Here is a 25,426-nt window from a genome sequence, read left to right on the forward strand (position 1 = left end):
CATGCAATGTGCACGCAACCTAGGCGAGCCTCCGGCCCACGTCACGGCCCGTCCGTATAGCGGACATGACACCGTGCGCGTGACGCACCGGTCTCAGCGGCGGCAAAACCCCTCGCGTCTCAGCGGCAGCGACTACCCCTTCGCGTCTCAGCGGCAGCGAACCCCTTCGCGTCTCAGCAGCAGCGGAACCCCTCGCGCGGGTCGCCCTCGCGCGCGTCCGTGCGCCGCCGCTCGAACTCCCTGCGGCTGGGCACGGGTGCCGCCGGGCCCTGGTGGTGCCGCACGTGCGCGACGTACCGCTCGTAGGCGCTCTCGTCGGTCAACTCGCGCACGTACCAGCGCACCCACGAGGCGGCCCGCGCCACGGCCCTCATCACGCCTCCCCGCCGCTGTCGCCACCGCCCCGCGCGCCCTCGGCGGGTCCGGCGGCGGCCAGCGCCGCCCGCTCGGCCTTCTCCTCCTTGGTGGGGAACAGCCCGGCGGGCTCGACCAGCCGCGACGTCTCGTACGGCGCCTCGTGCATCGTCGCGCTCGCGCTGTGCGGGTGGCGGACCGCCTTCACGCAGGTGCGGGCCGCGTCCACGAGCACGACGACGACGAGGAGCGCGAACAGCGCCGAGAGCACCCCGTCCACGGTGGAGTTGGTGACGACGGTGTGCATGTCGTCCATGTTCTTGGCGGGCGCGATGACCTTGCCCGCGTCGATCGCGTCCTGGTAGTCGGAGCGCTGCTGGAAGAAGCCGACCTTCGGGTCGCTGGAGAAGACCTTCTGCCAGCTCGCCGTCAGCGTCACCACCGCGTCCCACGCCAGCGGCACGGCCGTCACCCACGCCCACTTCAGCCGCCCCGACTTGACGAGCAGCGTCGTGCAGACGGCCAGCGCGACGGCGGCCAGCAGCTGGTTGGCGATGCCGAAGAGCGGGAAGAGCTGGTTGATCCCGCCCAGCGGCTCGTGGACGCCGACCCACAGGAAGTAGCCCCACAGCCCGACGACGATCGCGCTGGAGACCAGCAGCCCGGGCCACCAGCTGATCCGGCGGAACGGCTTGTAGACGTTGCCGAGCATGTCCTGGAGCATGAACCGGCCCACGCGGGTGCCGGCGTCCAGCGCGGTGAGGATGAACAGCGCCTCGAACATGATCGCGAAGTGATACCAGAAGGCGCGCATGCCGGATCCGCCGACGACCTCGGAGAAGATGTTCGAGACGCCGATGGCCAGCGTGGGGGCCCCGCCCGTGCGCGAGAGCAGCGAACTCTCCTCCACCGCCTTGGCCGCTGCGGCCAGTTGTTCGGGGCTGATGCTGTACCCGAACGAGCGAACCGCTTCCGAGGCGGACTGCACCGAGTCACCGATCACCCCGGCGGGCGCGTTCATCGCGAAGTAGAGGCCAGGGTCGATGATGCAGGCGGCGACCATCGCCATGACCGCCACGAACGACTCCATCAGCATGGAGCCGTACCCGATCATCCTGACCTGGGTCTCCTTCTGGATCATCTTCGGCGTGGTGCCCGAGGAGATCAGCGCGTGGAATCCGGACAGCGCGCCGCAGGCGATCGTGATGAACGCGAAGGGGAACAGCGACCCGGCGAAGACGGGCCCGTCGCCCACGCCGGCGAAGTCGGTGATGCCCTCCATCTTCAGCGTCGGCAGCGTCACCACGACGCCGACGGCGAGCAGCCCGATGGTGCCGATCTTCATGAACGTCGACAGGTAGTCGCGCGGAGCCAGCAGCATCCACACCGGCAGGATGGAGGCGACGAAGCTGTAGACCAGGATCCAGACCACCAGCGTCGGCTTGTCCAGCGTGAAGGCGCCGGCCCACGACGACTCGGCGACCCACCGCCCCGCCACCAGCGCGAACAGCAGCAGCGCGATGCCGATCAGCGAGACCTCGGTGATCCGGCCCGGCCGCAGCACCCGCAGATAGAAGCCCATGAACAGCGCGATCGGGATCGTCATCCCGATCGAGAAGGTGCCCCAGGGCGACTCGGCCAGCGCGTTGACGACGACCAGCGCCAGCACCGCCAGCAGGATGATCATGATGGCGAGGACGGCGAGCAGCGCGGCGGCCCCGCCGACGGGGCCGATCTCCTCCCGCGCCATCTGCCCCAGCGACTTGCCGTCCCGCCGCATCGAGAAGAACAGCGTCACCATGTCCTGGACGGCGCCCGCCAGGATGACGCCCGCGACGATCCAGATGGTGCCGGGCAGGTACCCCATCTGCGCCGCGAGCACGGGCCCGACCAGCGGCCCGGCCCCGGCGATCGCCGCGAAGTGGTGTCCCAGCAGCACCCGCCGGTCCGTGGGGTGGAAGTCGATGCCGTTGTTGAGGCGTTCGGCGGGCGTGGCCCTGCTCTTGTCGACGCGCAGCACCCGCGTGGCGATGAAGCGCGCGTAGAACCGGTAGCCGATGGCGTACGAGCCGAGCGCGGCGGCCACCATCCAGGCGGCGGAGACCTCCTCGCCGCGCGCCAGCGCGAGCATCGCCCATCCCGCCGCGCCGACCAGCGCGACCACGGACCAGATGACGACGGACCGCGGGTTGATCCGCCTCGCTTGCTGAGCAGTGCTGCGCACGCGCGTTCCTCCTCGACCCCACCCGCCGGCCCCCCGAGGCGGCGGGCACACCACGACGGCAGGGCGACCGTAGAACAGCGACGTGATCCGCGCCATACCCCCGTACGGGGGTTACCCGATCTCCACGCTGCGCGTGCGTCGGCAGGGTGGGGGCGGACGGCCCCGCGGTGGGGCCGAAAGGCACGCGTGCCGCTCAGTCGGTGGGCCGCTGGAGGTTGGCGACGAACTTGTAGCGGTCGCCGCGGTAGACCGAGCGCACCCACTCCACGGGTTCGCCGCCGGTGTCGCGTGAGTGGCGCGAGAGCATCAGCATCGGCAGGCCGACGTCGGTGCCCAGCAGCCCGGCCTCGCGCGGGGTGGCCAGCGACGTCTCGATCGTCTCCTCGGCCTGCGCGAGGTGGACGCCGTAGACCTCGGCCAACGCGGTGTAGAGGGAGGAGTACTTCACCAGGCTGCGGCGCAGCGCGGGGAAGCGCTTCTGCGACAGGTGCGTGGTCTCGATGGCCATCGGCTCGCCGCTGGCCAGCCGCAGCCGCTCGATGCGCAGGACGCGGCCGTTCGCCGTGATGTCGAGCAGGACGGCGAGCCGGTCGTCGGCCGTGACGTAGCCGATGTCCAGCAGCTGGGAGGTGGGTTCGAGGCCCTGGGCGCGCATGTCCTCGGTGTAGGAGGTCAGTTGGAGCGCCTGGGAGACCTTGGGCTTGGCAACGAAGGTGCCCTTGCCCTGGATGCGCTCCAGCCGCCCCTCGACGACCAGTTCCTGGAGGGCCTGGCGCACGGTGGTGCGTGAGGTGTCGAACTCGCTGGCCAGGGTGCGCTCGGGCGGCACGGGCGTGCCGGGCGGCAGCGTCTCGGTCATCTCCAGCAAGTGCCGTTTGAGGCGGTAGTACTTGGGCACGCGCGCGGTGCGGGCCGCCGATCCGTTGCCGCCCGCGGTCCCGCTCTCCGCGGCGGCCGGTGCGATGGCGCCGCCCCCGTCCGTGCTCATGGCCCGCCTTCCCGACTCGCCTCGTGCTGCCGTCACCGGCTTCCTCCGTGTGCTTAGCGGTTCACATCGTGGCATGGCGCGGCGTTGGGCGGGCGCCCCAGCTCAGATGTCGTTCCGATAACGGAACCGACTGGGAGCTTTATACACCGTTGACACCCCTAAAGGTCTAGGCCAAGCTCTGCGCATTGGTCTAAACCAACTGTCCGGATGGGCCCGGATGTGCTGTCCGGAGGGACGGACTGTCCGAATGCGCCGTGTGGAGCGTTCCAGTGTGCAGGGGAGAATGCTGTGAAACGTCATCAAAGGGGCCTTGTGGCCGCGGCCGGTGTCGCCGTACTGATGGTGAACGTCGCGGCCTGTGGGTCCGACGGCGACGAGAAGTCCGGGCCGGAGAGCTTCAAGGGCAAGACGCTCACCCTTTGGGCGATGGACGGGTCCACCCCCGAGAAGTGGACCAAGGACGTCAAGGCCGCCTTCGAGAAGAAGACCGGAGCCAAGCTCAAGCTCGAGGTCCAGCAGTGGAACGGGATCCAGCAGAAGATCACCACCGCGCTGTCCGAGAACGACCCGCCGGACGTCATCGAGATCGGCAACACCCAGACCCCCGCCTACGCCCGCACCGGCGGCCTCGCCGACCTCAGCGACCTGAAGAAGGGGCTCGGCAAGGACTGGACCTCCTCCCTCAACAAGTCGGCGGTCTATGACGGAAAGCAGTACGCCGCCCCCTGGTTCGCCGTCAACCGCACGGTCATCTACAACAAGAAGATCTGGGCCGACGCCGGCGTCAAGGGCACGCCCAAGACCCGCGACGAGTTCTTCGACGCGCTCGAGAAGATCGAGCGGAAGACCGACGCCGAGCCGCTCTACATGCCGGGCCAGAACTGGTACTTCTTCGACGGCCTGCTTATCGGCAACAACGCCGACCTGGTCAAGAAGAAGGGCGGCAAGTGGGTCTCCAACCTCGCCGACCCCAAGGTCGGTGAGGCCATGAAGGTCTACAAGAAGTACGCCTCCTACTCCAAGGCGCCCAAGAACAAGGACGAGGCCACCCCGCAGCAGGCCGAGATCTTCGCCAAGGGCAAGACCGGCGCCTTCATCGGTCTGAGCTGGGAGGCGGCCACCGCGATCAAGGCCAACCCGAAGATCGAGAAGGACATCGGCTACTTCACCATTCCGGGTGAGACCGCCGCTGAGCCCGAGGGCGTCTTCCTCGGCGGGTCCAACCTGGCCATCGCCGCGGGCAGCGAGAAGCAGGAACTCGCCAAGGAGTTCCTCAAGATCGCCCTGTCCGACACGTACGAGGGCGCGCTCGCCAAGGAGAGCGGCGTCATTCCGAACAAGAAGTCCCTGCAGAGCAACCTGGAGGGCAACCCGGCGGCGGAGGCCGCGGCGCCGGCCGTCGAGGGCGGCGGCCTGACCCCGCTGATCCCGGAGTGGGGCGCGGTGGAGAACCCGCCGAACCCGATCAAGACGTACATGACCTCCGTGCTCAAGGGGAAGTCCCACGCGGCCGCGGCCAAGGGCGTGGAGGGCGAGATGAACAAGCGGCTCTCCCAGAAGCAGTAACCGCAGTAACCCACCTGAACGGGCGGGTTGCGGGGGGCGGCAGCCGCCCCCCGCAACCCCCTGCGTTGGAGTCCCGATGTCTGTGCAGACCCATGAGGCGCCGCCTCTCGACAAGGTGCCCGTGCGGCCCACGGGGGAGGGCGGACCGCCGGCCCGTGGCGGGAGGAAGGCGAAGGGCACGCTGCCCTACCTGCTCCTGCTGCCCGCGCTCGGACTGACCGCCGTCCTGCTCGGCTGGCCGCTGCTCACCAACGGCATGCTGTCGTTCCAGAACCTCAACATGACGCAGCTGATCCAGCACGTCACCGAGTGGAACGGTTTCACCAACTACACCGACACGCTCACCAGCGACACCTTCTGGCGGGTCACACTGCGGTCGGTGATCTTCACGGTGGTCAACGTCGTGCTGATCATCGTCGCCGGCACCCTCATCGGGCTGCTGCTGGCGCGGCTCGGGCCGAAGATGCGGCTGCTGCTGTCTGTCGGGCTGGTCCTCGCCTGGGCGATGCCCATCATCGCGGCCACCACCGTCTACCAGTGGCTGTTCGCGCAGCGGTTCGGCGTCGTCAACTGGGTACTGGCCAAGGTCGGTTTCGACTCGATGGCGGACTACAACTGGACGGGCAGCCAGCTGTCCACGTTCTTCGTCATCTCGCTGCTGATCGTGTGGACGTCGATTCCGTTCGTCGCGATCAACCTCTACGCGGCGACGACGACGATCTCCAAGGAGCTGTACGAGGCCGCGGCGCTGGACGGGGCCGGACCGTGGAAGAGCTTCAAGTCCGTCACCTTCCCCTTCCTCAAGCCGTTCTTGATGGTCGCGACGTTCCTGGAGGTCATCTGGATCTTCAAGGCGTTCCCGCACGTCTTCGCCATCAACGAGGGCGGCCCCGACCGGCTGACCGAGACGCTGCCCGTCTACGCCTTCGTCGAGGGCGTCGGCAACCAGCACTACGGCGCCGGCGCGGCGATCTCCGTCCTGACCATCCTCATCCTGCTGGCGCTCATGTCGTACTACCTGCGGCTGGTGCTCAGACAGGAAGACGCCGACGAGACCGAGACCGGTGAGACCGCCGGGACCGCCGGGACCGCCGAGACCGCCGAGAACAAGGGGAAGAAGGCCTGATGCGACGGTCGCTCCTGAGCCGGATATGGCCGAACGCCACCGCGCTGCTGCTGTTCGTGGGGTTCGTCTTCCCCGTGTACTGGATGTTCAACACGGCGTTCAAGCCCAACGGGCAGATCATCAGCGAGAACCCCGTCTGGTTCCCCACCTCGCCCACCCTCGAACACTTCTCCACGGCGGTGCACGCGGAGAACTTCTGGACGCTGGTGCGCAACTCCGTCACGGTCACCGTGCTGGCCGTCGGTATCTCGCTGCTGGTGGCGCTCTTCGCCTCGTTCGCGCTGGCCCGCATGCGGTTCAAGGGACGCAAGGGCATCATCCTCACGTTCATGATCGCGCAGATGGCCCCCTGGGAGGTCATGGTCATCGCGATCTACATGATCGTGCGGGACGCGGAGATGCTGAACAGCCTCGTGCCGCTCACCCTCTTCTACACGGTGATGGTGCTGCCGCTGACCATCATCACCCTGCGCGGCTACGTCGCGGCCGTCCCCAAGGACCTGGAGGAGTCGGCCATGGTGGACGGGTGCACCCGCCTCCAGGCGTTCCGCCGGGTCATCTTCCCGCTGCTGGCCCCCGGACTGATGGCCACCTCGCTCTTCGGGTTCATCACCGCGTGGAACGAGTTCCCCATGGTCCTCATCCTCAACAAGGACGCCGAAGCGCAGACGCTGCCGCTGTGGCTGTCGAAGTTCCAGACCGCGTTCGGTGACGACTGGGGTGCCACGATGGCGGCGGCCTCGCTCTTCGCCGTCCCGATCCTGCTCCTCTTCCTCTACCTCCAGCGCAAGGCAGTGGCCGGCCTCACCTCCGGCGCGGTGAAGGGGTAGTGGAGTGACGGGCCATCCAGTGAAGTGAAGGGACACCGCGCCGCATGACCACCTCTCTCCGAGCGTCCGACACCCTCACCCGCGACGCCCTCGCCGTCCTCCAGCCGGGCTTCGCCGGCACCTCGGCGCCGTCCTGGCTGCTGCGGCAGCTCGACGAAGGGCTCACGTCGGTCGGCCTCTTCGGCCGCAACATCGACTCGCCCGAGCAGCTGGCCCTCCTGACCGAACAGCTGCGCGAGGTGCGCCCCGAGCTGCTGGTGGCCATCGATGAGGAGGGCGGCGACGTGACCCGGCTGGAGGCCCGCACGGGCTCCTCCTACCCGGGCAACCTCGCCCTCGGGCACATCGACGACCCGGACTTGACCAGGGCCGTCGCCCACGAACTCGGCGGCCGGCTCGCCGCGGCGGGCGTCAACCTCAACTGGGCGCCCTCCGCCGACGTCAACTCCAACCCCGACAACCCGGTCATCGGGGTCCGCTCCTTCGGCGGCGATCCCGAGCTGGTGGCCCGGCACACCGTCGCCTACGTCGAGGGCCTCCAGGCCGCGGGCGTCGCCGCCTGCGTCAAGCACTTCCCCGGACACGGCGACACCGCCGTCGACTCCCACCACGCCGTGCCCCGCATCGACGCCGACCTCGCCACGCTCAGGGGCCGCGAGCTCGTGCCCTTCGCCGCCGCGGTCGACGCGGGCAGCAAGTGCGTGATGAGCGCCCACATCCTGCTGCCCGCGCTGGACGCGGCGCACCCGGGAACGCTGAGCTCCGCCGCATTGACGGGACTGCTGCGGGCGCCCCGGAGCGAAGGCGGCCTGGGGCACGAGGGGCTGATCGTCACCGACGGCATGGAGATGCAGGCCATCTCCGCCACCTACGGGCTCGAACGCGGCAGCGTGCTGGCGCTGGCGGCCGGCGCGGACGCCATCTGCGTCGGCGGCGGACTGTCCGGTGAGGACACCGTGCTGCGGCTGCGCGACGCGCTCGTCGGCGCCGTACGCGACGGCGAGCTGACCGAGGAGCGGCTCGCCGACGCGGCCGCCCGGGTGCGGAGTCTGGCCGCGTGGGCGAAGGGCGCGCGCGGCCGGTCGGGCACGGGGGGCCCGGCCGGCCACGCGCGGGACGGCATCGGGCTGGAAGCCGCACGGCGCGCGCTCGTGGTCACCGGGCTCGACGGGTACCGGCGGCCGTCCGGGCCCGGTTACGTCGCCGCGCTGACGCCGCTGGCCAACATCGCCGTCGGCGACGAGACCCCCTGGGGGCCCGCGGCCGAACTGGAGCGGATGATTCCCGGCACCCGCACCGGCACCTACGGCAGCACCGACGGCGACGTCGCCGCCACGGTGCTCGCCGACGCCGGGGACCGGCCCGTCGTCGCGGTCGTCCGCGACCTGCACCGGCACCCGTGGATGGCCCAGGCGGTCGAACAGCTGGTCGCCGCCAGGCCCTCGACGGTGGTGGTCGAGATGGGGGTACCCCAGGCCTCTCCCCAGGGCGCGCTCCACGTGGCGACGCGCGGGGCGGCCCGGGTATGCGGGCGGGCTGCCGCCGAGGTCATCGCCCGAGGCTGACCGGCCCGGACGCCGGCCTCGGCACGGCCCCGGGCTGGGCGCGCCCCCTGGCCTCCGCACCGGCCTCGGCCTCGGCGCGACACCTGCCTCCGGCCCCGGCACCGGCCCCGGCCCGGACCCGACCCCGGGTCGGGGCCCGCCGTGGGGTGCGCGGCCCGAGGGGGCGCGCACCCGGGCGCGGGCCCGCACGGCGGGCTCTCCCAGGCGCCGTCCGCGCAGCGGGCGGCGAGGGCGTGGCAGGGGGAAAACCGGCGTGCGCTCCCACAACGTAGGATCGAAGCAACCCGCACCCTTGTACGGAACCCCACCGGGAGGCGACCCCCATGTCCTCGAACGTCCCGTCTGAGCCGGGCACCATCATGTCCGGCGAGATGGCCGAGCAGCCGTCCGTGCTGCGCCGCATCCTGGACGAGGGCGGGCCGGCCATCCGCGAGGTCGCCGAGCGCATCGCCGCGAAGAACCCGCGTTTCGTGCTGCTGACGGCGCGCGGCACCTCGGACAACGCCGCGCTGTACGCGAAGTATTTGTTGGAGATCCAGCTCGGCAAGCCGTGCGGGCTGACGTCGATGTCCACGACGACGGCGTACGGCGCACAGCAGGACCTCACCGACTGCCTGGTGATCACGATCAGCCAGTCGGGCGGCAGCCCCGACCTGGTGGCCTCCACGAAGGCGGCGCGCGAGGCGGGCGCGATCACGCTCGCCGTCACGAACAACGCGGACTCCCCGCTCGCACAGGTGAGCGAGTTCCACATCGACGTTCTCGCGGGCCCGGAGAAGGCGCTGCCGGCCACCAAGACCTACACCGCCGAGCTGCTGGCGCTGTACCTGTTCGTGGACGGTCTGCGCGCAGGGCAGGGCGCCGAGGCGGCCAAGGCGCTGCCCGAGGTGGCCGACGCGATCCTGGCGCGGAAGGACGAGGTCAAGGCGCTCGCCTCCCGGTACAGGTTCGCGGAGCGGATGGTGCTCACCTCGCGGGGCTACGGCTACCCGACGGCGAAGGAAGCCGCGCTCAAGCTGATGGAGACCAGCTACATTCCCGCGCTGTCCTACTCGGGCGCCGACCTGCTGCACGGTCCGCTGGCCATGGTGGACAACATCTCGCCGGTGATCGCGGTCGTCGCGGACGGCAAGGGCGGCGAGGCGCTCCAGCCGGTGCTGGAGCGGCTGCGGGACCGGGGCGCCGACCTGGTGGTCATCGGCCGCCAGGAGGAGGTGGACCGCGCCTCGGCCGGGTTCGCGCTGCCGACCGACGGGCTGCCCGAGGAGCTCCAGCCGATCGTGCAGATCCTGCCGCTGCAGATGCTGGCGTACGAGGTCACCATGGCGCGCGGCCAGGACCCGGACGCGCCGCGCTCCCTCGCCAAGGTCACCGAGACCCGCTGAGGGGGCGCCGTATGGAGGGCCGCTCGCAGGGCTCCAAACCGCGGATGCGGCAGGCGCAGACCATCGACGGGCTGGTCGAACAGCTCATCGACGTCGGCGCCGACATCGTGCGCCGGGGCTACGCGCTGGCCAGCGGCGGCAACCTCTCGGCCCGGCTGCCGGGCGCGGCGGAGTTCGTCGTGACCGGCAAGGGCACCTGGCTGGACCGGCTGGAGCCCGCCGACTTCACGGTGATGAATCTGGCAGGCGAGGTCGTCGGCGGCAACCCGGTGCCCTCCAGCGAATGGAAGCTGCACCAGCGCAGCTACCGGGTGCGCGAGGACGCGAACGCGCTCGTCCACATGCACCCCCAGCACGCAGTCCTGGTCGACGCGCTCGGCCACGAGATCCGGCTGCTGACGCTGGACCACGCGGTCTACGTACGGTCGCTCGGCCGGATCCCGTTCCATCCGAACGGGTCCGACGAGCTGGCCGACGCCGCCGCCGAGCAGGCCGAGCAGCACAACTGCGTGCTGCTGGCCCACCACGGCTGCTCGGCGCTGGGCGAGGACGTCGGCATGGCGCTCCGGCGCGCCATGAACATCGAGGAGGCCGCGACGGCCACCTACCGCGCCCTGCTGCTGGGGGACCGCACCACCCGCTTCCCGACGAGCGCGGACGAGGCCATCCAGCACGCCTGATCCGCGCGAAGGGCGCGGCGAGAGGGCCCGCCAGAAGGGCGCGGCAAGGACGCGGAAACACTTCGGGCCGCGGCACCGGAGCGGGACCCTCAACCCGCCCGGCACCGCAGCCCGGAGCCACAAGACCCGGCCGCTGTCAGGGCAGAGAGCGTCACGGGCCTCGATCTGCCCTCCTGTGCGGGGAGAGCAGAAGTTCTTCACCCAGGATTGTGGACTAGACCACGGCCCTCTGTCTATGGATCGGACCGGTCAGGACAGCGGGACCGCACCGCCGCCCGGGCGGCGGCCGACCTGTCGTACCCTCGGCCCCGTGCCCTCCATGAACGACCTCGTACGCCAGCACACCGCGCTCTCGGACGCCGAGCTCGAGTGGCTGCACCTGCTGATCTCCGAATGGCAGCTGCTCGCCGACCTCTCCTTCGCCGACCTCGTGCTGTGGGTACCCACGCTGGACGGCACCCGCTACGTCTCCGTGGCCCAGATGCGGCCGAACACCGGGCCGACCTCCCACCAGGACGACATGGTCGGGCACCTGGTGCCCCGCGGCCGGCGCCCGCTGCTGGACGCCGCGCTGGACGAGGGCAGGATCGTGCGCGAGGGAGACCCGGAGTGGCGCGAGGAGGTGCCCGTCCGCGTCGAGTCGATCCCCGTACGGCGCGAGGGCCGGGTGCTCGGCGTCATCGCCCGCAACACCAACCTGCTGACCGTACGCACCCCCAGCAGGCTGGAGCTGACCTATCTGCAGAGCGCCAGCGACCTCGCGCAGATGATCGCGGCCGGCAGCTTCCCCTTCCCCGGGCACGAGGTCGACATGGACCATGTGCCGCGCGTCGGCGACGGCCTCATCCGGCTGGACGCCGACGGGTACGTGCAGTACGCCAGCCCCAACGCGCTCTCCGCCTACCACCGGCTCGGCCTGGCCGCCGACCTGGTCGGTCTCCACCTTGGGGAGGCCACCGCCGAACTGGCGCCCTCCCGCGGCCCGGTGGACGAGGCGATGGTCAAGCTCGCCAGCGGCTGGGCCCCGCGCGGCGCCGAGGTCGAGGCCAACGACTGCATCGTCCAGCTGCGTGCCATCCCCCTCAAGCCCAAGGGCACCCGCATCGGCTCGCTCATCCTGCTGCGCGACATCACGGAAGTGCGCCGCCGCGAGCGCGAGTTGATCACCAAGGACGCCACCATCCGGGAGATCCACCACCGGGTGAAGAACAACCTCCAGACGGTGGCCGCGCTGCTGCGCCTCCAGGCCCGCAGAATGGATTCTCCGCAGGGCAGGGACGCGCTGAGCGAGGCGGTGCGCCGGGTCGGTTCCATCGCCATCGTGCACGAGACGCTCTCCCAGAACCTGGACGAGCGGGTGGACTTCGACGAGATCGCCGACCGGGTCCTCTCGATGGTCGCCGAGATCTCCCCGGGCCGGGTCACCGGCCGCCGCACGGGCCGCTTCGGCATCCTGGGAGCCGAGGTCGCCACACCGCTGTCCATGGTGCTGACCGAGGTCTTGCAGAACGCCATCGAGCACGGCTTCGGCTCCGGCGAGCAGGGCACCGTGGAGGTGCGCGCGGTACGGGGCGCGGCCTCGGTCCGTGACGAGGCGCGGCTGCTGGTCACCGTGGAGGACGACGGGCGCGGCCTGCCCGACGGCTTCGACCCCCGCAGCGCGGGCAACCTGGGCCTCCAGATCGTCCGCACCCTCGTGGAGGGCGAGTTGGGCGGCACCTTCGACATGCAGCCCGCACCCGGCGGCGGCACCCGGGTGCTGTTCGATCTGCCGGTGGCGACGGAGAAGCGCTAGGGCTTTCCTGCGGCTCTTGCTCCGGCACGGGGGTGCCACTGGCCGCCGTGTGCGGTCTGCGGGTGGGGTGTGGTTGGTGGGGGCACCTCCCGGCCGGAGGCTGGGGGAGCAGTTCCCCGCGCCCCTCCGGGGCGCGGGCTGGGGGCACCACCCCTCCCCGCCGCGGCGGCAAGCAGACACGTTCGGCCTCCCCGCCGGAGGCGAAATGCGCTGAGCCCCCGGTCCGTTGGCACGGACTCGGGGGCTCAGCGCTGTACGCTCTGCGTTTGTGCGGGCGCTCTGTCTGCCAGGCGCTCCGAGGGCACTGCGCGCTGCGTCTCGGGGGTGCAGCTGGTGCCGGGCTGGGCGTCAGGCGGTCGCGGCGTTGTTCCGCGCCCGGTTGCGGGCGGCGCGGCGCTTCATCGCGCGACGCTCATCCTCGCTGAGGCCACCCCAGACACCGGAGTCCTGACCGGACTCCAGAGCCCACTGCAGGCACTGCTCCATGACGGGGCAGCGGCGGCAGACGGCCTTGGCTTCCTCGATCTGCAGCAGCGCAGGACCAGTGTTGCCGATGGGGAAGAACAGCTCGGGGTCTTCCTCGCGGCAAACGGCGTGGTGACGCCAGTCCATGGCTGCTACCTCTCCTCGTGTGTGGCTTTGCTTGTGAATGTGAACGCTTTCACGAATCCCCCCGCGTGGGAAGTGGGGCCTCATCGACTGTGATGCGGGTCCCACTGGAGTTAGGGGAGGGGATTCCGGCTCTCAAGGGGGCCCTGTTGACGGGCCGTCCCGATCGCCATGAAGAGACTCGCAAACCTCGGCGACGGATACAACCCCTTCCGGAAACTTTTTTTTGAATCCTTGGTGTCGGCTAGCTCACAGCCGTCATTCCAGGGGGTGGATCCTGGTCTAAACGTTCGAGTGGAAGGACTTTCGGGCCTTCCACTTACACAATCACACGCAGTGCACGCCGTACGCCTGTGAAGCTCACGCTCGTACGCAGTCCCAGGTGGTCACCGTCCATCTGAAACGGCAATGGAGCCTGCGAATGCAAGGTGAAGGAGGTGAGGTCGTGGAGTGTCACCGCGTGCTTGCCGCGCGGCCCCCGCTCGGGGCTGGAAGTGAGCAACTGGGTCCCGTAACGGCTCACCGCCAGCGGCGTCAGCCGCTTGAGACCGAGCACGTCCAAGCCCGTGTCGAAGGACGCCTCCGGCGCCGCGTACAGCGGTTTGTTCCCCAGGTACGACCACGGGGCGGTATTGCAGACCATCGAGAGCGCCAGGTCGCCGACCGGCTCGGCGCCCTCGCGCCGCAGCGTGATCGTGCCGTGCCGGCGGTGCGGCTCGTGCAGGAACTGCCGTACGACCTGGCGCACGTACAGCGGATGCGTCGAACGCTTGCCCCGCTCGCGCTGCTGCTCCACTCTGCCGACCACCCCGGCGTCGAACCCGAACCCCGCGGCGAAGGTGAACCAGCGCGCGGGCACCTCCGCGTCGTCACTGCCCGGCACGCCCCCGGCGAGCCCCAGCCCGACGGTTCTCTCCGCGTGCGACTCCAGCGCGTCCAGCAGATGCCCTGTGGCTTCCACCACATCGTTGGGCATGCCCAGGGCGCGGGCGAAGACGTTGGTGGACCCGCCCGGCACCACGGCCAGCCGCGGCAGCCGCTCGGGGTCCGGGCCCTCGTGCAGCAGACCGTTGACGACCTCGTTGATCGTGCCGTCTCCGCCGAGCGCGATGACCAGCTCCGTCGTGCCGCCCTGCGCCGCCTGGCGTGCCAGGTCGCGGGCGTGCCCGCGGTACTCGGTGGTGGCGATCTCCAGCTTGAGATCACTGGCCAGCGCGTGCGCCAGCACGTCGCGGGTGCGTGCGCTGGTGGTGGTTGCTGCCGGGTTGACCACGAGGAGTGCGCGCATGGGGTGAGCGTACCTACCCCGCGGTACGGGGCCCAGCCCAGCCGGATCCGGAGGGCTACGCTTCTGGTGTGAGCGAGAGCGTGACCCACACGGATACGGAAGAGGCCATGGACAGGGACGGCACGGGCGAGGCGGCCGAGGCGGGGGCGAAGGTGCCGGGGCCGCGCAGGATCGTGGCGGCCGCCGTGGTGACCGGTGTCGAAGGCGTGATCGTTGCCGCGTTCGGCCTCTTCTCGCTCGTGCTGCTGGTCACCGGCAGCCCCGACGACATGGTCCAGGCCGCCACGCTCGCCGTGACGGTCCTGGCGCTGTCCGTGCTGCCCCTGGCCGCGGCGCGCGGACTGTGGCGCAGGCGCCGCTGGAGCCGCGGACCCTCGATGATCGTCCAGCTGCTCGCCCTGCCCGTCGCCTGGCAGATGGCGCAGAACGGGGGCGGGCTGATCGCCGCGGCCGCAGCGCTGGCGCTGGCCGCCGTCGCGGTGCTGGCATGCCTCGTCAACCCGAAGGCGACGGAAGCGCTGGGCATCGATGCGAGGTGAGCGAGTCGCCGACGAAAAGCACCTGGTCCTCAACCTCCGCGCGGGCTGATGTCAGCCCGCACGGCCGTTGAGGACCAGGTGTCCGGGGGCGGGGCCTCCGGTTCGGGGAGGGGAAGGGACGGGGGAAGGGGTCACTCCTCCACCAGCAGGCGGTCACGGAGCTGGGCCAGAGTCCGCGCGAGGAGTCTGGAGACGTGCATCTGCGAGATGCCGACCTCCTGTGCGATCTGCGACTGGGTCATGTTTCCGAAGAACCGCAGCAGCAGGATCTTCTTCTCCCGCGGCGGCAGCTCCTCCAGCAGGGGTTTGAGCGATTCGCGGTACTCGACGCCCTCCAGCGCGTCGTCCTCCGCGCCGAGGGTGTCGGCGACGGCCGGCGACTCGTCGTCGGTGTCGGGCACGTCGAGCGAGAGGGTGCTGTAGGCGTTGGCCGATTCCAGCCCTTCCAGCACCTCCTCCTCGGAGATCTTCAACCGCTGGGCCAACTCGTGGACCGTCGGGGCGCGCCCGTGCTGCTGGGAGAGCTCGGCGGTCGCGGACGTGAGCGACAGCCGCAGCTCCTGGAGGCGGCGGGGCACGCGCACGGCCCAGCCCTTGTCACGGAAGTGGCGTTTGATCTCGCCGACCACCGTGGGTGTCGCGTACGTCGAGAACTCGACGCCGCGCTCCGGGTCGAAACGGTCGACCGATTTGATCAGGCCGATCGTCGCGACCTGCGTCAGGTCGTCCAGCGGCTCGCCGCGGTTGCGGAACCGGCGGGCCAGGTGCTCGACCAGGGGCAGGTGCATGCGCACCAGCTGATTGCGCAGCTCGGCGCGCTCGGGCCCGTCCGGCAGCTTGCGCAGTTCGATGAACAGAGCGCGCGCGCCGTCGCGATCCTGCGGGTCGAGCCCGCGGGAGTCGCCGTGGGTTGCCCGCCCACGCCGCTCGTGCTGCTGCTGGTTCATAGCGTCCGCCCGCTTCGCCTGCCTGGGTCGCTGCATGCTGGGGTCGGCCGGGTGCGGACGGGGCTGCTGTTCGGGAATGCCCCGGGAGACCGCCCCCGGGCGGCCTGACCACGTCTGACTTGCCTCGTGCTCGGTCACGATGCTCCGGGCCCCGCACCGCGCTTCTTGTGCAGGCTGATGCTCACCGTACGGTCATCCGACACTGCTGAACCCACCTCACCGGCCAGGGCCGAGAGCACCGTCCACGCGAAGGTGTCGCGTTCGGGTGCCCGGCCATCGGTCGTCGGCGCCGAGACGGTGACGTGCAGCGAGTCGCCGACGAGCTGGAAGACACAACTGAGCACGGAGCCGGGGACGGCCTGCTGGAGCAGGATCGCGCACGCCTCGTCCACAGCGATCCGCAGATCCTCGATCTCGTCGAGGGTGAAGTCCAAGCGGGCCGCGAGCCCGGCGGTGGCCGTCCGCAGCACCGACAGATAGGCACCCGCGGCCGGCAGCCGGACCTCGACGAAGTCCTGCGACGCGGGGTCGCCTGCGATCTGGGACACCCTCACCTCCAAGGTGACACGAGCCGGTTGGGCCTCGCGGCCGACGCGGCTGTTGGTTCGTTTCGTCAGCGACGCTATCGCGATCCGTGTCACGATGCCGCACGCACTGATCGTTGCCGCCTCAACCCGCGAGCGTCACCCATAGTAAACACATGGGTACTTTCTGTGGCTAGGGGTTGAGGACCCCAATTCCTCTGTGACTACGCTGTGTTGGCACCCGGGTCCGACGCGAACGACTGTCCCGGGCCAGGTCCTCACGCCCGGCGAACACCCTGGGTGCCCGAGGGCGGGCCAGGAGGCGCCAATGAGAGGGCCTGCCAAGTCAATACCCGTCACCCGTTGCGTTCATAGCCCCTGGAAGCACACCCTCGGACAAGGGCCGAAACCCGCCCCTGTGGGTGACCCGGCGGTGCATCCGAGTGGCGAGAGGGGCGAGCGCGCCGACTACGAAGCGTGAAGGTGACCGAGGGGGCGGTGAGTGATCGCTCACGAAGAGTGATGATCATTCTCACTCCGTGTCACCGCTGCGGGCTCCACGACGGCCCGGTCACGACAGCCGTCACGGTGCTCCCCGGGGTGAACGCACCCTCTTCCGTGAGTGCGGTGAGCGCGAGGAGCAGCTTGGCCACGTAGATCGTCTCCAGCGGGGGCAGCTCGTGCCGCGCGGAGAAGTCCTCCGCGAAGTCGGCGAGCCGCGCGCTCACCTTCGCGTAGCCGCCCTCGTGGAAACGCTCTTCCAACCGCCAGTGGCCACGCGGCCCGCCGAAGGCCTCCCGCTGGAGCGCGCGGACCTCGCCGCCCAGGAACCCGCCCTTCAGCACGGGCACGCCGAGACTGCGCTGACCTGCACGAAGACCGGCCGCCATGCCGGCGAGGGTGCCACCTGTGCCGCAGGCGACGGCCGCCACGTCGGTGCGCCCGCGCAGCTCCTCGCCCAGCAGGACGCAGCCGCGTACGGCCGCCGCGTTGCTGCCGCCCTCGGGAACGACGGCGCACTGTCCGAACCGTTCGCGCAGCTCCTGGTGGAACGCCGGCTCCGCACGTCGGCGGTAGACGGAGCGCGGGACGAAGTGCAGCAGCATGCCGTCCTCGGCGCAGCGGGCCAGCGAGGGATTGAGCGGCAGGTCGGCCAGTTCGTGGCCGCGCACCACCCCGACCGTGCGGAGCCCGAGCAGCCGGCCGGCGGCCGCGGTGGCCCGCAGGTGGTGGGAATAGGCGCCCCCGAAGGTCAGCAGCGTGCGGTGACCGGTCTCGGCCACAGCACGCAGGTTGGGGGCGAGTTTGCGCCACTTGTTACCCGCGAGTGCGGGGTGGATGAGGTCGTCCCGCTTGAGGAGCAGCCGCACACCCCGCCGCGCGAACCGCTCGTCCTCGACCTCCTGGAGAGGGGAGGGAAGACGCGGAGCGAGCGCGTCGAGGGGATCAGCGCCGGGGGCGGATGCGGGTGCCACCCCTCCATTGTGGGCGCCACCCGCATCCGCCCCGCACGGCGGGGAACCTCAACCGAGCCGGGCGGCGATCCGCTCCCGCAGCTCGTCCATGGTGAAACCGCGCGGGTCCACCTTCTGGTCCGTCCACTCCAGGTGGCCGATGACCGAGCGGGCACCCCAGCCGTGGTGGCGGCACAGCGCCGCCGCCGCGCGCTCGATGGCGTCCAGCTGCTCGTCGGGCCAGGGGTCCTTGCCGTCGCCGAGGTTCTCGCACTCGAAACCGTAGAAGTACCGGTTCCCGTCGGTGTTCTGCTGGTTCGGCGCGGGGGTGGCCCGCTCGGCGATGACGGCGCGGAGCACGTCGTCATCGCCCGAGCCCGCGTGGTTGGCCCGGCCGTGGCCGGTCAGATGGACGGTGCCGTCCTTGGTGACGCAGCCGTGCGCGAGGGGGCCAGGCAGCTGCGACCGCCCGTCGTAGATCAGGTCGACCGTCTCCTTCGCACCGCTGGTGACGGTGTGGTGGATCATGATGCCGTGCACCGGGCCCCACGGGCCCTGCCGGTTGCGGTTGTGGTTGCGCCAGTCGCGTACCTCTTCGACCGTCACGCCCTCCTTCTCGAGGGCCCGGACGAAAGCGGCCGCGGTGATGGGTGTGGCCATCTCGCCCCCGTCTGCTGTGTCACGTCACGGGTGGTGCCGCCGTGCGCCGGTGAGGTCCGGTGCGGTGCCGGACCCGCGGCGCCGACTGTGTCCCTTGGGCTCATACCCCGAATCGGGCCGCTTCTAGCCGGAGGATCCTGTACCGCTCGGTGGGTTCGCCTGTGCGAGGAGTGAGCGCACCGTGGCGTCGCGCCCGTACGGACGCAGGAGTCCGGGGATGCGCGCACGCGCGGCCCGCACCCGGCCCGAGCTGACCTGCGCCGACTCCGCCAGGAAGCTGCTCCAGGCGGCGCAGGCCTCCTCCAGGCGGCCCCGCGACAGCAGCAGTTCGGCCAGCTCGGCACGGCACAGGGCGCGTGAACGCAGCTCGTCCGCGGGGCGGGCGCCCAAGGAGGCGCGCAGGTCCCGGATCGCGCCGTCGCGGTCGCCCAGCGCCGCCCGCATCTGGCTGGACTGGTAGAGCAGCGCCGCGTGTCGGTACGTGCCCACCGGTTCGCCGCTGGGGCTCTCAGCCCCGGTCGTCAGGTCGGCGGGGGCGCGGGCCAACTGGCGTTCCGCCCGCGCCATCGCCTCCAGCGCCCGGCGCCGGTCGCCGTCGGCCGCACCGGCGACGGCCAGCCCCGCGTACAGGAACGCACGGGTCGCCGGGTCGGCGTCGGCCGGCGCCGCCGCCAGCGCCGCCTCGGCGAGTGCGAGGCTCACCCGAGGGTGGCCCAACTGGTGTGCCTGGGAGCTGAGGGCGCGCCGTGCCAGCGCCACACCGTCCGGATCGGCGGCGTCCTCGGCGAGCTCGGCCGCGGTGAGGAAGGCGCGCTGGGCCAGCCCGTGCCGCTGCTCGTCGGCGTAGACGCGGGCCAGCAGGAAGCTGAGCCGTGCCGCGCCCGCCTGCATGCCCCGCTGGTGCACCCCTTCCTCGCCGGTGCGCAGGGTGCTCACCAGTCCGGAGAGGAAGGCGGCCAGCGAGGTCCTGATGTGGCCGCCGCCGTGCCGGTCCGCCTGGAGGGCGAAGAACCTGGCGTGTTCGTGGACGGAGGCCACCTCGCCGGGCTCGGTGCGGCTCGTGGGGCGGGAGCCGCGCGCGGTGCAGGTGTTGCGTGCGCCGAGCAGCGGCGCGGGCACGGGCGCGCCCGGTGCGCCCTCGGGCACCTCCCCGTGCCGGGGCGAGGGCGAGGGCGAGCGCACCGTCTCCGTCAGCAGCCGCAGCGTGTACGGCGCCGGGGGAGGGCTGTCCGCGCGGGGCGGCGGCACCACGGGTGCCGTCAGCGCGGTGAGTTGGTCGGCGACGTGGGACGGCCTGGCGAGACCGAAGAGGCGGACGTCCACGGGGTGCGCTCTGGCGTTCCGCGGATGCCCGGCGTCACCGGCGTCCCCGGGCCCGAAGGCGTGTTCGCGCGCCGTGAGGTCTCCGGCTCCCCGCGGCCGCGGGGCCGCCCCTGCGGGACCGGACGCCTCGTCGTCGCCGTCCGCGCCGCTGCCCGAGCGCGCTCCCGCGGCCGCGCGCCCGCCCCGCGCGCCGGCACCACCGGGCCGCCGCATGCCCAGTTCCGCGACGGTGACGCGGCGTCCCAGGCGGCGGGAGAGCGCCTCCGCCATCAGGTGCTGCACCCGGGGGTCGGGGCGGCTGCCGCGCAGCCAGTGGGCGACTGAAGTCCTGTCGTACCGAAGGTGGACACCGACCTCGGCGCCGAGACGAGCCAAGGCACGCGCGAACGCCGCCTGCGTCCACTCGGTCTCCTCCAGCAGGGCGCGCAGCGCCCCGTTCGGCGTGCGGCCGCGGGGCCGGGGTCCCGGTTGTGCCGAGACACGGACGGGGTCAGAGGGACACATGGCCCCTCCCGAGGACGAGCCGGATGGGGTCGTTCATCGTTCTGCCTCATTTCCGGAATCCGACGATGCTTTTCCGTAGCTCTCCGTGTGCTGTCTGTGCTGTCATGCACCCGGACGTCTTCAGGAAAGCGCGCCGCCCGCGGCTTGGGGAGCATGTGCCGTACGCACGGCTGCGTGGTGCTTTCACACCCCGTGTGAAAGCAAGTCCGTTACTCTGCGAAACAACACGTTGGACGACGGAGGGCGGTAATGGAGCCCAACAGTCAACTGGACGCACTCCTTGACCAGTCAGGGATGTCGCGGGCCGGACTCGCGGCGAGAGTCAACCGATTAGGAACCCGCGCAAATATCACCCTGCGTTACGATCACACGGCCGTCGCGCGCTGGCTCAAGGGGCAGCGGCCGCGCGGCAGGGTCCCCGAGATGATCTGCGAGGTCCTCGGCCGCCAACTCGGCAGGACCCTCACCCTCAGTGATATCGGCATGGATGTCGCAGCGGCAGGACGCACCCTCGGCACCCCGACAGGATCCGAAACGCCCGGACTCGGCCGGTTCGTGGAGCGCGCCGCCTCCCTGTGGCGCTCCGACCAGGTGCACGGCGACTGGCCAGGCCCCTCCCTGCTGACCGGAGCCGCGGCCGTCGCACCGGTGTGGGAATGGGAGAACCCGCCAGAGGACCTGGACGTCTCCCGCGCCACGGGCGGCCCCGAGGTCACCGGCGCGGACGTCACCGTGCTGCACGCCGCCCGCAGCCATTACGAGCACCTGTACCGCAACGCCGGCGGCGTCGCCACCAGGTCGCGCGTCGTCGGCTTCCTCAACGGCGAGGTCGCCCCCCTCCTGCGCGGCAGCTACGACGACGCGACAGGACGGCGGCTCCACCGGGCCGCCGGATCGCTGGCCGCCATCAGCGGCATCTGCGCCTACGACGCCGACGCGCAGGGGCTGGCACAGCGCTACTTCCACCAGGCGCTGCGCCTCGGCAAGGCCTCGGGCGACCGGCTCTTCGGCGGCTACGTCGTCGCCCTCCTGGTCAACCAGGCCCTCTTCCTCTCCGACACCCGGCACGCACTCGCCTGCGCCGAGGCCGTCCTGCGCACTCTGGGCCCGCGCATCAGCCCCGCGCTCGCCACGGACCTGTACGCGATGCAGGCCGGCGCCTACGCACGGCTCGGCGACCGGCGCGGCGCCCACGCCTGCATGCGCAGTGCCGAGACCCACTCCCAGCGCATCCGGTACGCGGAGGAACCCGAGGAGACCGGCTACGTCCAACCTGGCCTGGTCGAGGTGCGGCTGGCCGAGGCGCTGCTCCTCCTCGGAGAGCTGTCCGCCGCCGCCGGCTACGCCCAGGAGGCCGCGCGGGCGCCCGCGCACGTCCGCGGCCGTGTCAACCGGCTCGCCACCCTCACCGACGTGGCCCTGCACGCCGGGGAGCCGGAGCGCGCGGCAGCCACCGCGGCCCAGATGGTGGACACCGCGCAGGGCATCGAGTCGCAGCGCCTGCGCGGGCGCATGCGCAGGGTCAAAACACGCCTGGCACAGCACCCCGGGACCTCGGCGGCCGAGGCCGCGAAGCTCATCGAGGACTCGCTGAGCGTGCCGTTCTAGACCGGGCGCGCCGAGCACCCCTGTCAGTGGGAGCGCGCGCCATGCTGGGATGTGCCCAACCTCCGTCGGGAAGGGGGCACATCACGTGCGATGGAAGAACCTGGGTGAACACACTGTGTACGAGAACCAGTGGCTTCGGGTGAATCTGGCGGATGTCGAACTGCCCGACGGGCGCCACCTGGATCACTACCTGATCCGGCTGCGCCCCGTCGCCATGGCCACCGCCGTCAACGAACGCAACGAGGTGCTGCTGCTGTGGCGGCACCGCTTCATCACCGACAGCTGGGGGTGGGAACTGGCGGCCGGCGTCGTCGAGGACGGCGAGGACCTGCCGCAGGCCGCCGCCCGCGAGATGGTGGAGGAGACGGGATGGCGCCCCGGGCCGCTCCGCCACCTGATGACCGTCGAGCCGTCCAACGGGCTGACCGACGCACGGCACCACATCTACTGGTCGCCCAGCGCGGAATACCTGGGCCCGCCCGAGGACGACTTCGAGTCCGAGAAGCGGGAGTGGGTCCCGCTCAAGGAGGTGCCCGAGATGATCGCCGGGGGCGAGGTGCCCGCGGCGAACATGGCGGCCGCACTGCTGATGCTCTACCGCGTGCGCTTCGGCTGAGCCGACGGGAGGGCCGCCCTCGCGCGGCCCTCCCGTGGGGCGTCAGCTGCTCTTGAGGAAACCGTCGCCGTTCTGCGCGACGTGCTCCTGGACTGCGGCGAGGGCCTGCTGGACCTCCTGGGCCGAGCCCGTGCCGCGCTGCTCCGCGTAGTAAGCGGCTCCCAGGCGGCGCAGCAGGTCGTTGCCCGTGCGCTGGGCCTGGACCTCCTCCACCTTCTCCTTGCCCTGCGCGAGCCCCCGCTGGGCCTGCTCCTTGGCGCGGTCGAGAAAGCCTGCCATGGTCCTGCCTCCGTGGTGTGCGGCGTGCCGGTCCGGTGCGTCCGGTATCCCGCTCAACGTATGCCGTGATCGGCGGGTTCCCCGAGGCGTCGGACGCGGCGCCGGGCGCCGGGGCGGCATTTCACACGATCGCGTGACTGCCCGGCCGATCCCGCGGGCGTGACGGGCAGGGACGGCGCGAAGCCGGGGCCGTCGGCCGGCGCGACCGGGGCTGTCGGTGGGCGCGGCTAGGGTTTGCCCGGTGAACGCACGAAGCGAGGCCGGTGCGGGAAGCCGGACGGAGTCCGCCGGCCAGGACGACGCCGCCGGCCGCACCGATGCCGCCGGCCGCACCGACGCTCCCAAGCGCGCCGACGCCGTTGGCGCGACCGACGCCGCCGGCCGGAGCGAGGACGTCGGCTGGGACGAGGACGGGGCGTGGCGCACGGCCGCGTGGCGCTCCGGAAGCGGGGCGCGGGCACCGCGCCGGGTGGCCGTCGCCGACGACCGGATGGCTGCCGACCTCGCCTACAGACTCGTCTGCGAGGGCACCGCACTGCTGTGGCGCGGCGACTACCACGGCGCCCGCCAACTGCTGGCCGCGCTCGGCCGCCGCGTGGACCGCAAGCCGCCCAAGCAGGGGGCGACGCCTCGCGAGAGCTTCCACCTCTACCGCCAGGCGCGCACCCGCCGCGCCCGCGTCCTGGGCATGCTGCTGGTTCCGTTGGAGACGGCAGCCGACGGGTCCTGGGCCGTGCCGCTGCGCCGGGCACCGCGGGTGGGGGAGGCGTGCGCCGAGGCGTACGGCCCTCCGCCCGGTCCCGCCGGGGCGCTGACGCTGGTGTCGCTGCGCGAACTCCAGGGCGTGCTCGGCGCGCACGAGTGGCGGCGCAAGGGCGTGCCGATCGAGGCGCTCGGCGGCGCGCGGATCCACCCGCGGCACGGCGTCTTCTCACCGGTCCGCGGCGAGTACGTCGACCTGGTCGCCCGAGCCCCGCTGCCCCGCGCCGCGGGAGCCGGGTTTGGGGAGGACGCCGGGCTCCGGGAGGACGCCGGACCCGTGCCGGAGACCGGCGCCGACGGCGGCGGGGCGCAAGGCAGCGAGGATTCGGGCGGCGAGGATCCTGGCGGCCTCACCGCGTTCGACATCGGCACGGGGACGGGCGTCCTGGCCGCCGTGCTCGCCCGGCGCGGTGTCGGCCGCGTGACCGCCACGGACGTGGGCGAGCAGGCGCTGGCCTGCGCGCGGGAGAACGTGGCACGGCTGGACGTCGCCCAGGCGGTGGAGGTCGTCCGCGCCGACCTGTTCCCCTCCCACGAGGCGGGCCGCGCCGACCTCGTCGTGTGCAACCCGCCGTGGCTGCCGGCCAAACCCACTTCCGTGCTGGAGCAGGCGGTCTACGACCCCGACAGCCGCATGCTGCGCGGTTTCCTCACCGGCCTCGGCGCGCGGCTCGCTCCTGCGGGCGAGGGCTGGTTGATCCTCTCCGACCTGGCCGAACACCTCGGGCTGCGCCCTCGCGAGCAGCTGCTGGAGTGGATCTCGGCCGCCGGACTGCGGGTCGCGGGCCGGCTGGACGCCCGGCCCGAGCACGCCCGCGCGACCGATACCGCCGCACCGCTGCACGCGGCCCGTGCGGCGGAGACGACCTCGCTGTGGCGGCTGCGCCACGCGGAGGAGGCCCCGGTGTCCTAGCCGAGCCGCCCAGGGAGGTCGGTGACGCCCCAAGCCGGTTTCCGATGTCCTGACCTGTTCCGATGCCCTGAAGAGTTCGCCCAGCTCGGCAGTCCCCTGCCGCGTTGCCGGGCTCGCCGGTGGTCTTCGTATGCGGGCGTGGTGATCGCGCTGCCGAGTGGGCGGGCGATGACTTTTCCCGGCTGACGCGGTCTGTTCTTCGTCGCCGTGGTCACGGACGACTCCTCAGGAAAGGACCTCTCATGCCGGAAGACACGCTCCAGCCGCACGGATTCACCGTGCACCGTAGGTACCCCGCCACGACTCAGGAGGTGTTCGACGCCTTCCTCGCGGTCTACGGGCCACAGCCGGAGGAATGGGTCCTGGAGTCGGAGCTCGACCTGCGTCCCGGCGGCCGCTGGTGGCTGCGGTTCGCGCCGCCCGGTGTGGAACCGTTCACCGAGGACCGGCGGCTGACCGTCGTGGACCCGCCCGGCCTGCTGCGCTACACCGCGCGTATCGACGCTCCCGGGAACCCGGCGTACGAGACCGACGTGACGCTGGAGCTCACCACCACACCCGACGGCCGGACCCGGCTGGCACTGACCCAGACCGGCTTCCCCGACGCGGAACTGGCACGGACCTTCGAGGAGAACTGGCCGGGGGTGCTGGAGTTGGCCGCGCAGCGCCTGGCCTGAATACCTGTTTCCCCGCCCGGGTCGGTCCGCTCGACACCGCCCCGCGGCAGCTCGCGTTCGAGCGGCACTCCACTCGTCGTGCTCGACCGCGCGCCGGCGCTTGCTGTCCGGGATCCCGCGGCCCCCTGACTTCTTTGGGCGCCGCTGCTACGTTGAGCCCCGTGTTCCTCCTCTTGGCATAGGCACGCCCCGGCCGCGGCACGCACACGG

Annotated in this window: 23 protein-coding genes; 12 read left to right on the top strand and 11 right to left on the bottom strand. The window is 71.5% G+C overall.

What is annotated here, in order from left to right; all coding sequences use genetic code 11:
* Window positions 1-173 precede the first annotated feature (173 nt).
* The 3 genes from MMF93_RS22180 to MMF93_RS22190 all read right to left on the bottom strand — a co-directional run bounded on the left by MMF93_RS22180 (window position 174) and on the right by MMF93_RS22190 (window position 3,566).
* Window positions 174-374 (bottom strand): YbdD/YjiX family protein, encoded by a 201-nt coding sequence (locus tag MMF93_RS22180; protein ID WP_242754204.1) that lies wholly within the window; start codon window positions 372-374, stop codon window positions 174-176.
* Window positions 374-2,578, bottom strand: coding sequence for a carbon starvation CstA family protein (locus MMF93_RS22185; RefSeq protein WP_242754205.1), 2,205 nt, complete (start codon window positions 2,576-2,578; stop codon window positions 374-376). The genes MMF93_RS22180 and MMF93_RS22185 overlap by 1 nt, the downstream gene beginning before the upstream one ends.
* 193 nt (window positions 2,579-2,771) lie before the next feature.
* On the bottom strand, window positions 2,772-3,566 hold the full coding sequence (locus MMF93_RS22190) for a GntR family transcriptional regulator (protein ID WP_242754206.1): 795 nt from the start codon (window positions 3,564-3,566) through the stop codon (window positions 2,772-2,774).
* Between the two features lie 339 nt (window positions 3,567-3,905).
* Between MMF93_RS22190 and MMF93_RS22195 the strand changes: the two genes are divergently transcribed.
* The 7 genes from MMF93_RS22195 (at window position 3,906) to MMF93_RS22225 (ending at window position 12,513) form a co-directional block, all read left to right on the top strand.
* On the top strand, window positions 3,906-5,132 hold the full coding sequence (locus MMF93_RS22195; RefSeq protein ID WP_242757708.1) for an extracellular solute-binding protein: 1,227 nt from the start codon (window positions 3,906-3,908) through the stop codon (window positions 5,130-5,132).
* A gap of 76 nt (window positions 5,133-5,208) precedes the next feature.
* Window positions 5,209-6,258 carry a carbohydrate ABC transporter permease gene (locus tag MMF93_RS22200; RefSeq protein ID WP_242754207.1) on the top strand — a complete coding sequence of 350 codons (1,050 nt, stop codon included), beginning with the start codon at window positions 5,209-5,211 and terminating at the stop codon, window positions 6,256-6,258.
* Window positions 6,258-7,088, top strand: a complete 831-nt coding sequence (locus MMF93_RS22205; RefSeq protein WP_114014383.1) for a carbohydrate ABC transporter permease — start codon at window positions 6,258-6,260, stop codon at window positions 7,086-7,088. Before MMF93_RS22200 ends, MMF93_RS22205 begins: the two co-directional genes overlap by 1 nt.
* A gap of 44 nt (window positions 7,089-7,132) precedes the next feature.
* Entirely contained in the window at window positions 7,133-8,653 is a 1,521-nt protein-coding gene (locus MMF93_RS22210) for a glycoside hydrolase family 3 protein (protein ID WP_242754208.1), read from the top strand.
* 323 nt (window positions 8,654-8,976) lie between these two features.
* Entirely contained in the window at window positions 8,977-10,038 is a 1,062-nt protein-coding gene (locus tag MMF93_RS22215) for an SIS domain-containing protein (protein WP_242754210.1), read from the top strand.
* Window positions 10,039-10,049: 11 nt separating this feature from the next.
* Complete coding sequence (locus MMF93_RS22220) at window positions 10,050-10,718, top strand: class II aldolase/adducin family protein (RefSeq protein ID WP_242754212.1); 669 nt, start codon at window positions 10,050-10,052, stop codon at window positions 10,716-10,718.
* A 319-nt stretch (window positions 10,719-11,037) separates the two neighbouring features.
* Window positions 11,038-12,513 carry a sensor histidine kinase gene (locus tag MMF93_RS22225; protein ID WP_242757709.1) on the top strand — a complete coding sequence of 492 codons (1,476 nt, stop codon included), beginning with the start codon at window positions 11,038-11,040 and terminating at the stop codon, window positions 12,511-12,513.
* Between the two features lie 348 nt (window positions 12,514-12,861).
* On the opposite strand, the gene MMF93_RS22230 is transcribed toward MMF93_RS22225, so the two are convergent.
* Window positions 12,862-13,125, bottom strand: a complete 264-nt coding sequence (locus MMF93_RS22230; RefSeq protein WP_016469673.1) for a WhiB family transcriptional regulator — start codon at window positions 13,123-13,125, stop codon at window positions 12,862-12,864.
* Window positions 13,126-13,441: 316 nt separating this feature from the next.
* On the bottom strand, window positions 13,442-14,410 hold the full coding sequence (locus tag MMF93_RS22235) for a diacylglycerol/lipid kinase family protein (RefSeq protein ID WP_242754214.1): 969 nt from the start codon (window positions 14,408-14,410) through the stop codon (window positions 13,442-13,444).
* 107 nt (window positions 14,411-14,517) lie between these two features.
* Here MMF93_RS22235 and MMF93_RS22240 point away from each other — a divergent pair, with 107 nt between their 5' ends.
* The gene (locus MMF93_RS22240) at window positions 14,518-14,949 is read left to right on the top strand and encodes a hypothetical protein (protein ID WP_242757710.1); all 432 of its coding nucleotides are present in this window, start codon (window positions 14,518-14,520) and stop codon (window positions 14,947-14,949) included.
* Window positions 14,950-15,080: 131 nt separating this feature from the next.
* On the opposite strand, the gene MMF93_RS22245 is transcribed toward MMF93_RS22240, so the two are convergent.
* From MMF93_RS22245 to MMF93_RS22265, 5 genes are all read right to left on the bottom strand, one after another.
* Entirely contained in the window at window positions 15,081-16,034 is a 954-nt protein-coding gene (locus MMF93_RS22245) for an RNA polymerase sigma factor SigF (protein WP_423835497.1), read from the bottom strand.
* Window positions 16,031-16,444 carry an ATP-binding protein gene (locus MMF93_RS22250; protein ID WP_027735701.1) on the bottom strand — a complete coding sequence of 138 codons (414 nt, stop codon included), beginning with the start codon at window positions 16,442-16,444 and terminating at the stop codon, window positions 16,031-16,033. Before MMF93_RS22250 ends, MMF93_RS22245 begins: the two co-directional genes overlap by 4 nt.
* Window positions 16,445-16,962: 518 nt before the next feature.
* Window positions 16,963-17,895 (bottom strand): 1-aminocyclopropane-1-carboxylate deaminase/D-cysteine desulfhydrase, encoded by a 933-nt coding sequence (locus MMF93_RS22255; RefSeq protein ID WP_242754216.1) that lies wholly within the window; start codon window positions 17,893-17,895, stop codon window positions 16,963-16,965.
* 48 nt (window positions 17,896-17,943) lie between these two features.
* Window positions 17,944-18,534, bottom strand: a complete 591-nt coding sequence (locus tag MMF93_RS22260) for an N-acetylmuramoyl-L-alanine amidase (protein WP_242754218.1) — start codon at window positions 18,532-18,534, stop codon at window positions 17,944-17,946.
* A gap of 123 nt (window positions 18,535-18,657) precedes the next feature.
* The gene (locus tag MMF93_RS22265) at window positions 18,658-20,361 is read right to left on the bottom strand and encodes a tetratricopeptide repeat protein (protein ID WP_242754220.1); all 1,704 of its coding nucleotides are present in this window, start codon (window positions 20,359-20,361) and stop codon (window positions 18,658-18,660) included.
* 249 nt (window positions 20,362-20,610) lie between these two features.
* Between MMF93_RS22265 and MMF93_RS22270 the strand changes: the two genes are divergently transcribed.
* The gene (locus tag MMF93_RS22270) at window positions 20,611-21,969 is read left to right on the top strand and encodes an NsdA family TPR-like regulatory protein (RefSeq protein ID WP_242754222.1); all 1,359 of its coding nucleotides are present in this window, start codon (window positions 20,611-20,613) and stop codon (window positions 21,967-21,969) included.
* Between the two features lie 85 nt (window positions 21,970-22,054).
* Window positions 22,055-22,585: an NUDIX hydrolase gene (locus tag MMF93_RS22275; protein ID WP_242754224.1), complete on the top strand. Its 531-nt coding sequence runs from the start codon at window positions 22,055-22,057 to the stop codon at window positions 22,583-22,585.
* A gap of 42 nt (window positions 22,586-22,627) precedes the next feature.
* On the opposite strand, the gene MMF93_RS22280 is transcribed toward MMF93_RS22275, so the two are convergent.
* Window positions 22,628-22,864, bottom strand: a complete 237-nt coding sequence (locus tag MMF93_RS22280) for a hypothetical protein (protein ID WP_242754226.1) — start codon at window positions 22,862-22,864, stop codon at window positions 22,628-22,630.
* Between the two features lie 241 nt (window positions 22,865-23,105).
* Here MMF93_RS22280 and MMF93_RS22285 point away from each other — a divergent pair, with 241 nt between their 5' ends.
* The gene (locus MMF93_RS22285; protein ID WP_242754228.1) at window positions 23,106-24,539 is read left to right on the top strand and encodes a N5-glutamine methyltransferase family protein; all 1,434 of its coding nucleotides are present in this window, start codon (window positions 23,106-23,108) and stop codon (window positions 24,537-24,539) included.
* Window positions 24,540-24,781: 242 nt separating this feature from the next.
* Window positions 24,782-25,216 carry an SRPBCC family protein gene (locus tag MMF93_RS22290; protein ID WP_242754230.1) on the top strand — a complete coding sequence of 145 codons (435 nt, stop codon included), beginning with the start codon at window positions 24,782-24,784 and terminating at the stop codon, window positions 25,214-25,216.
* Window positions 25,217-25,426: the final 210 nt, after the last annotated feature.

The organism is Streptomyces tubbatahanensis (genome assembly GCF_022699385.1).
GTDB lineage: Bacteria > Actinomycetota > Actinomycetes > Streptomycetales > Streptomycetaceae > Streptomyces > Streptomyces diacarni.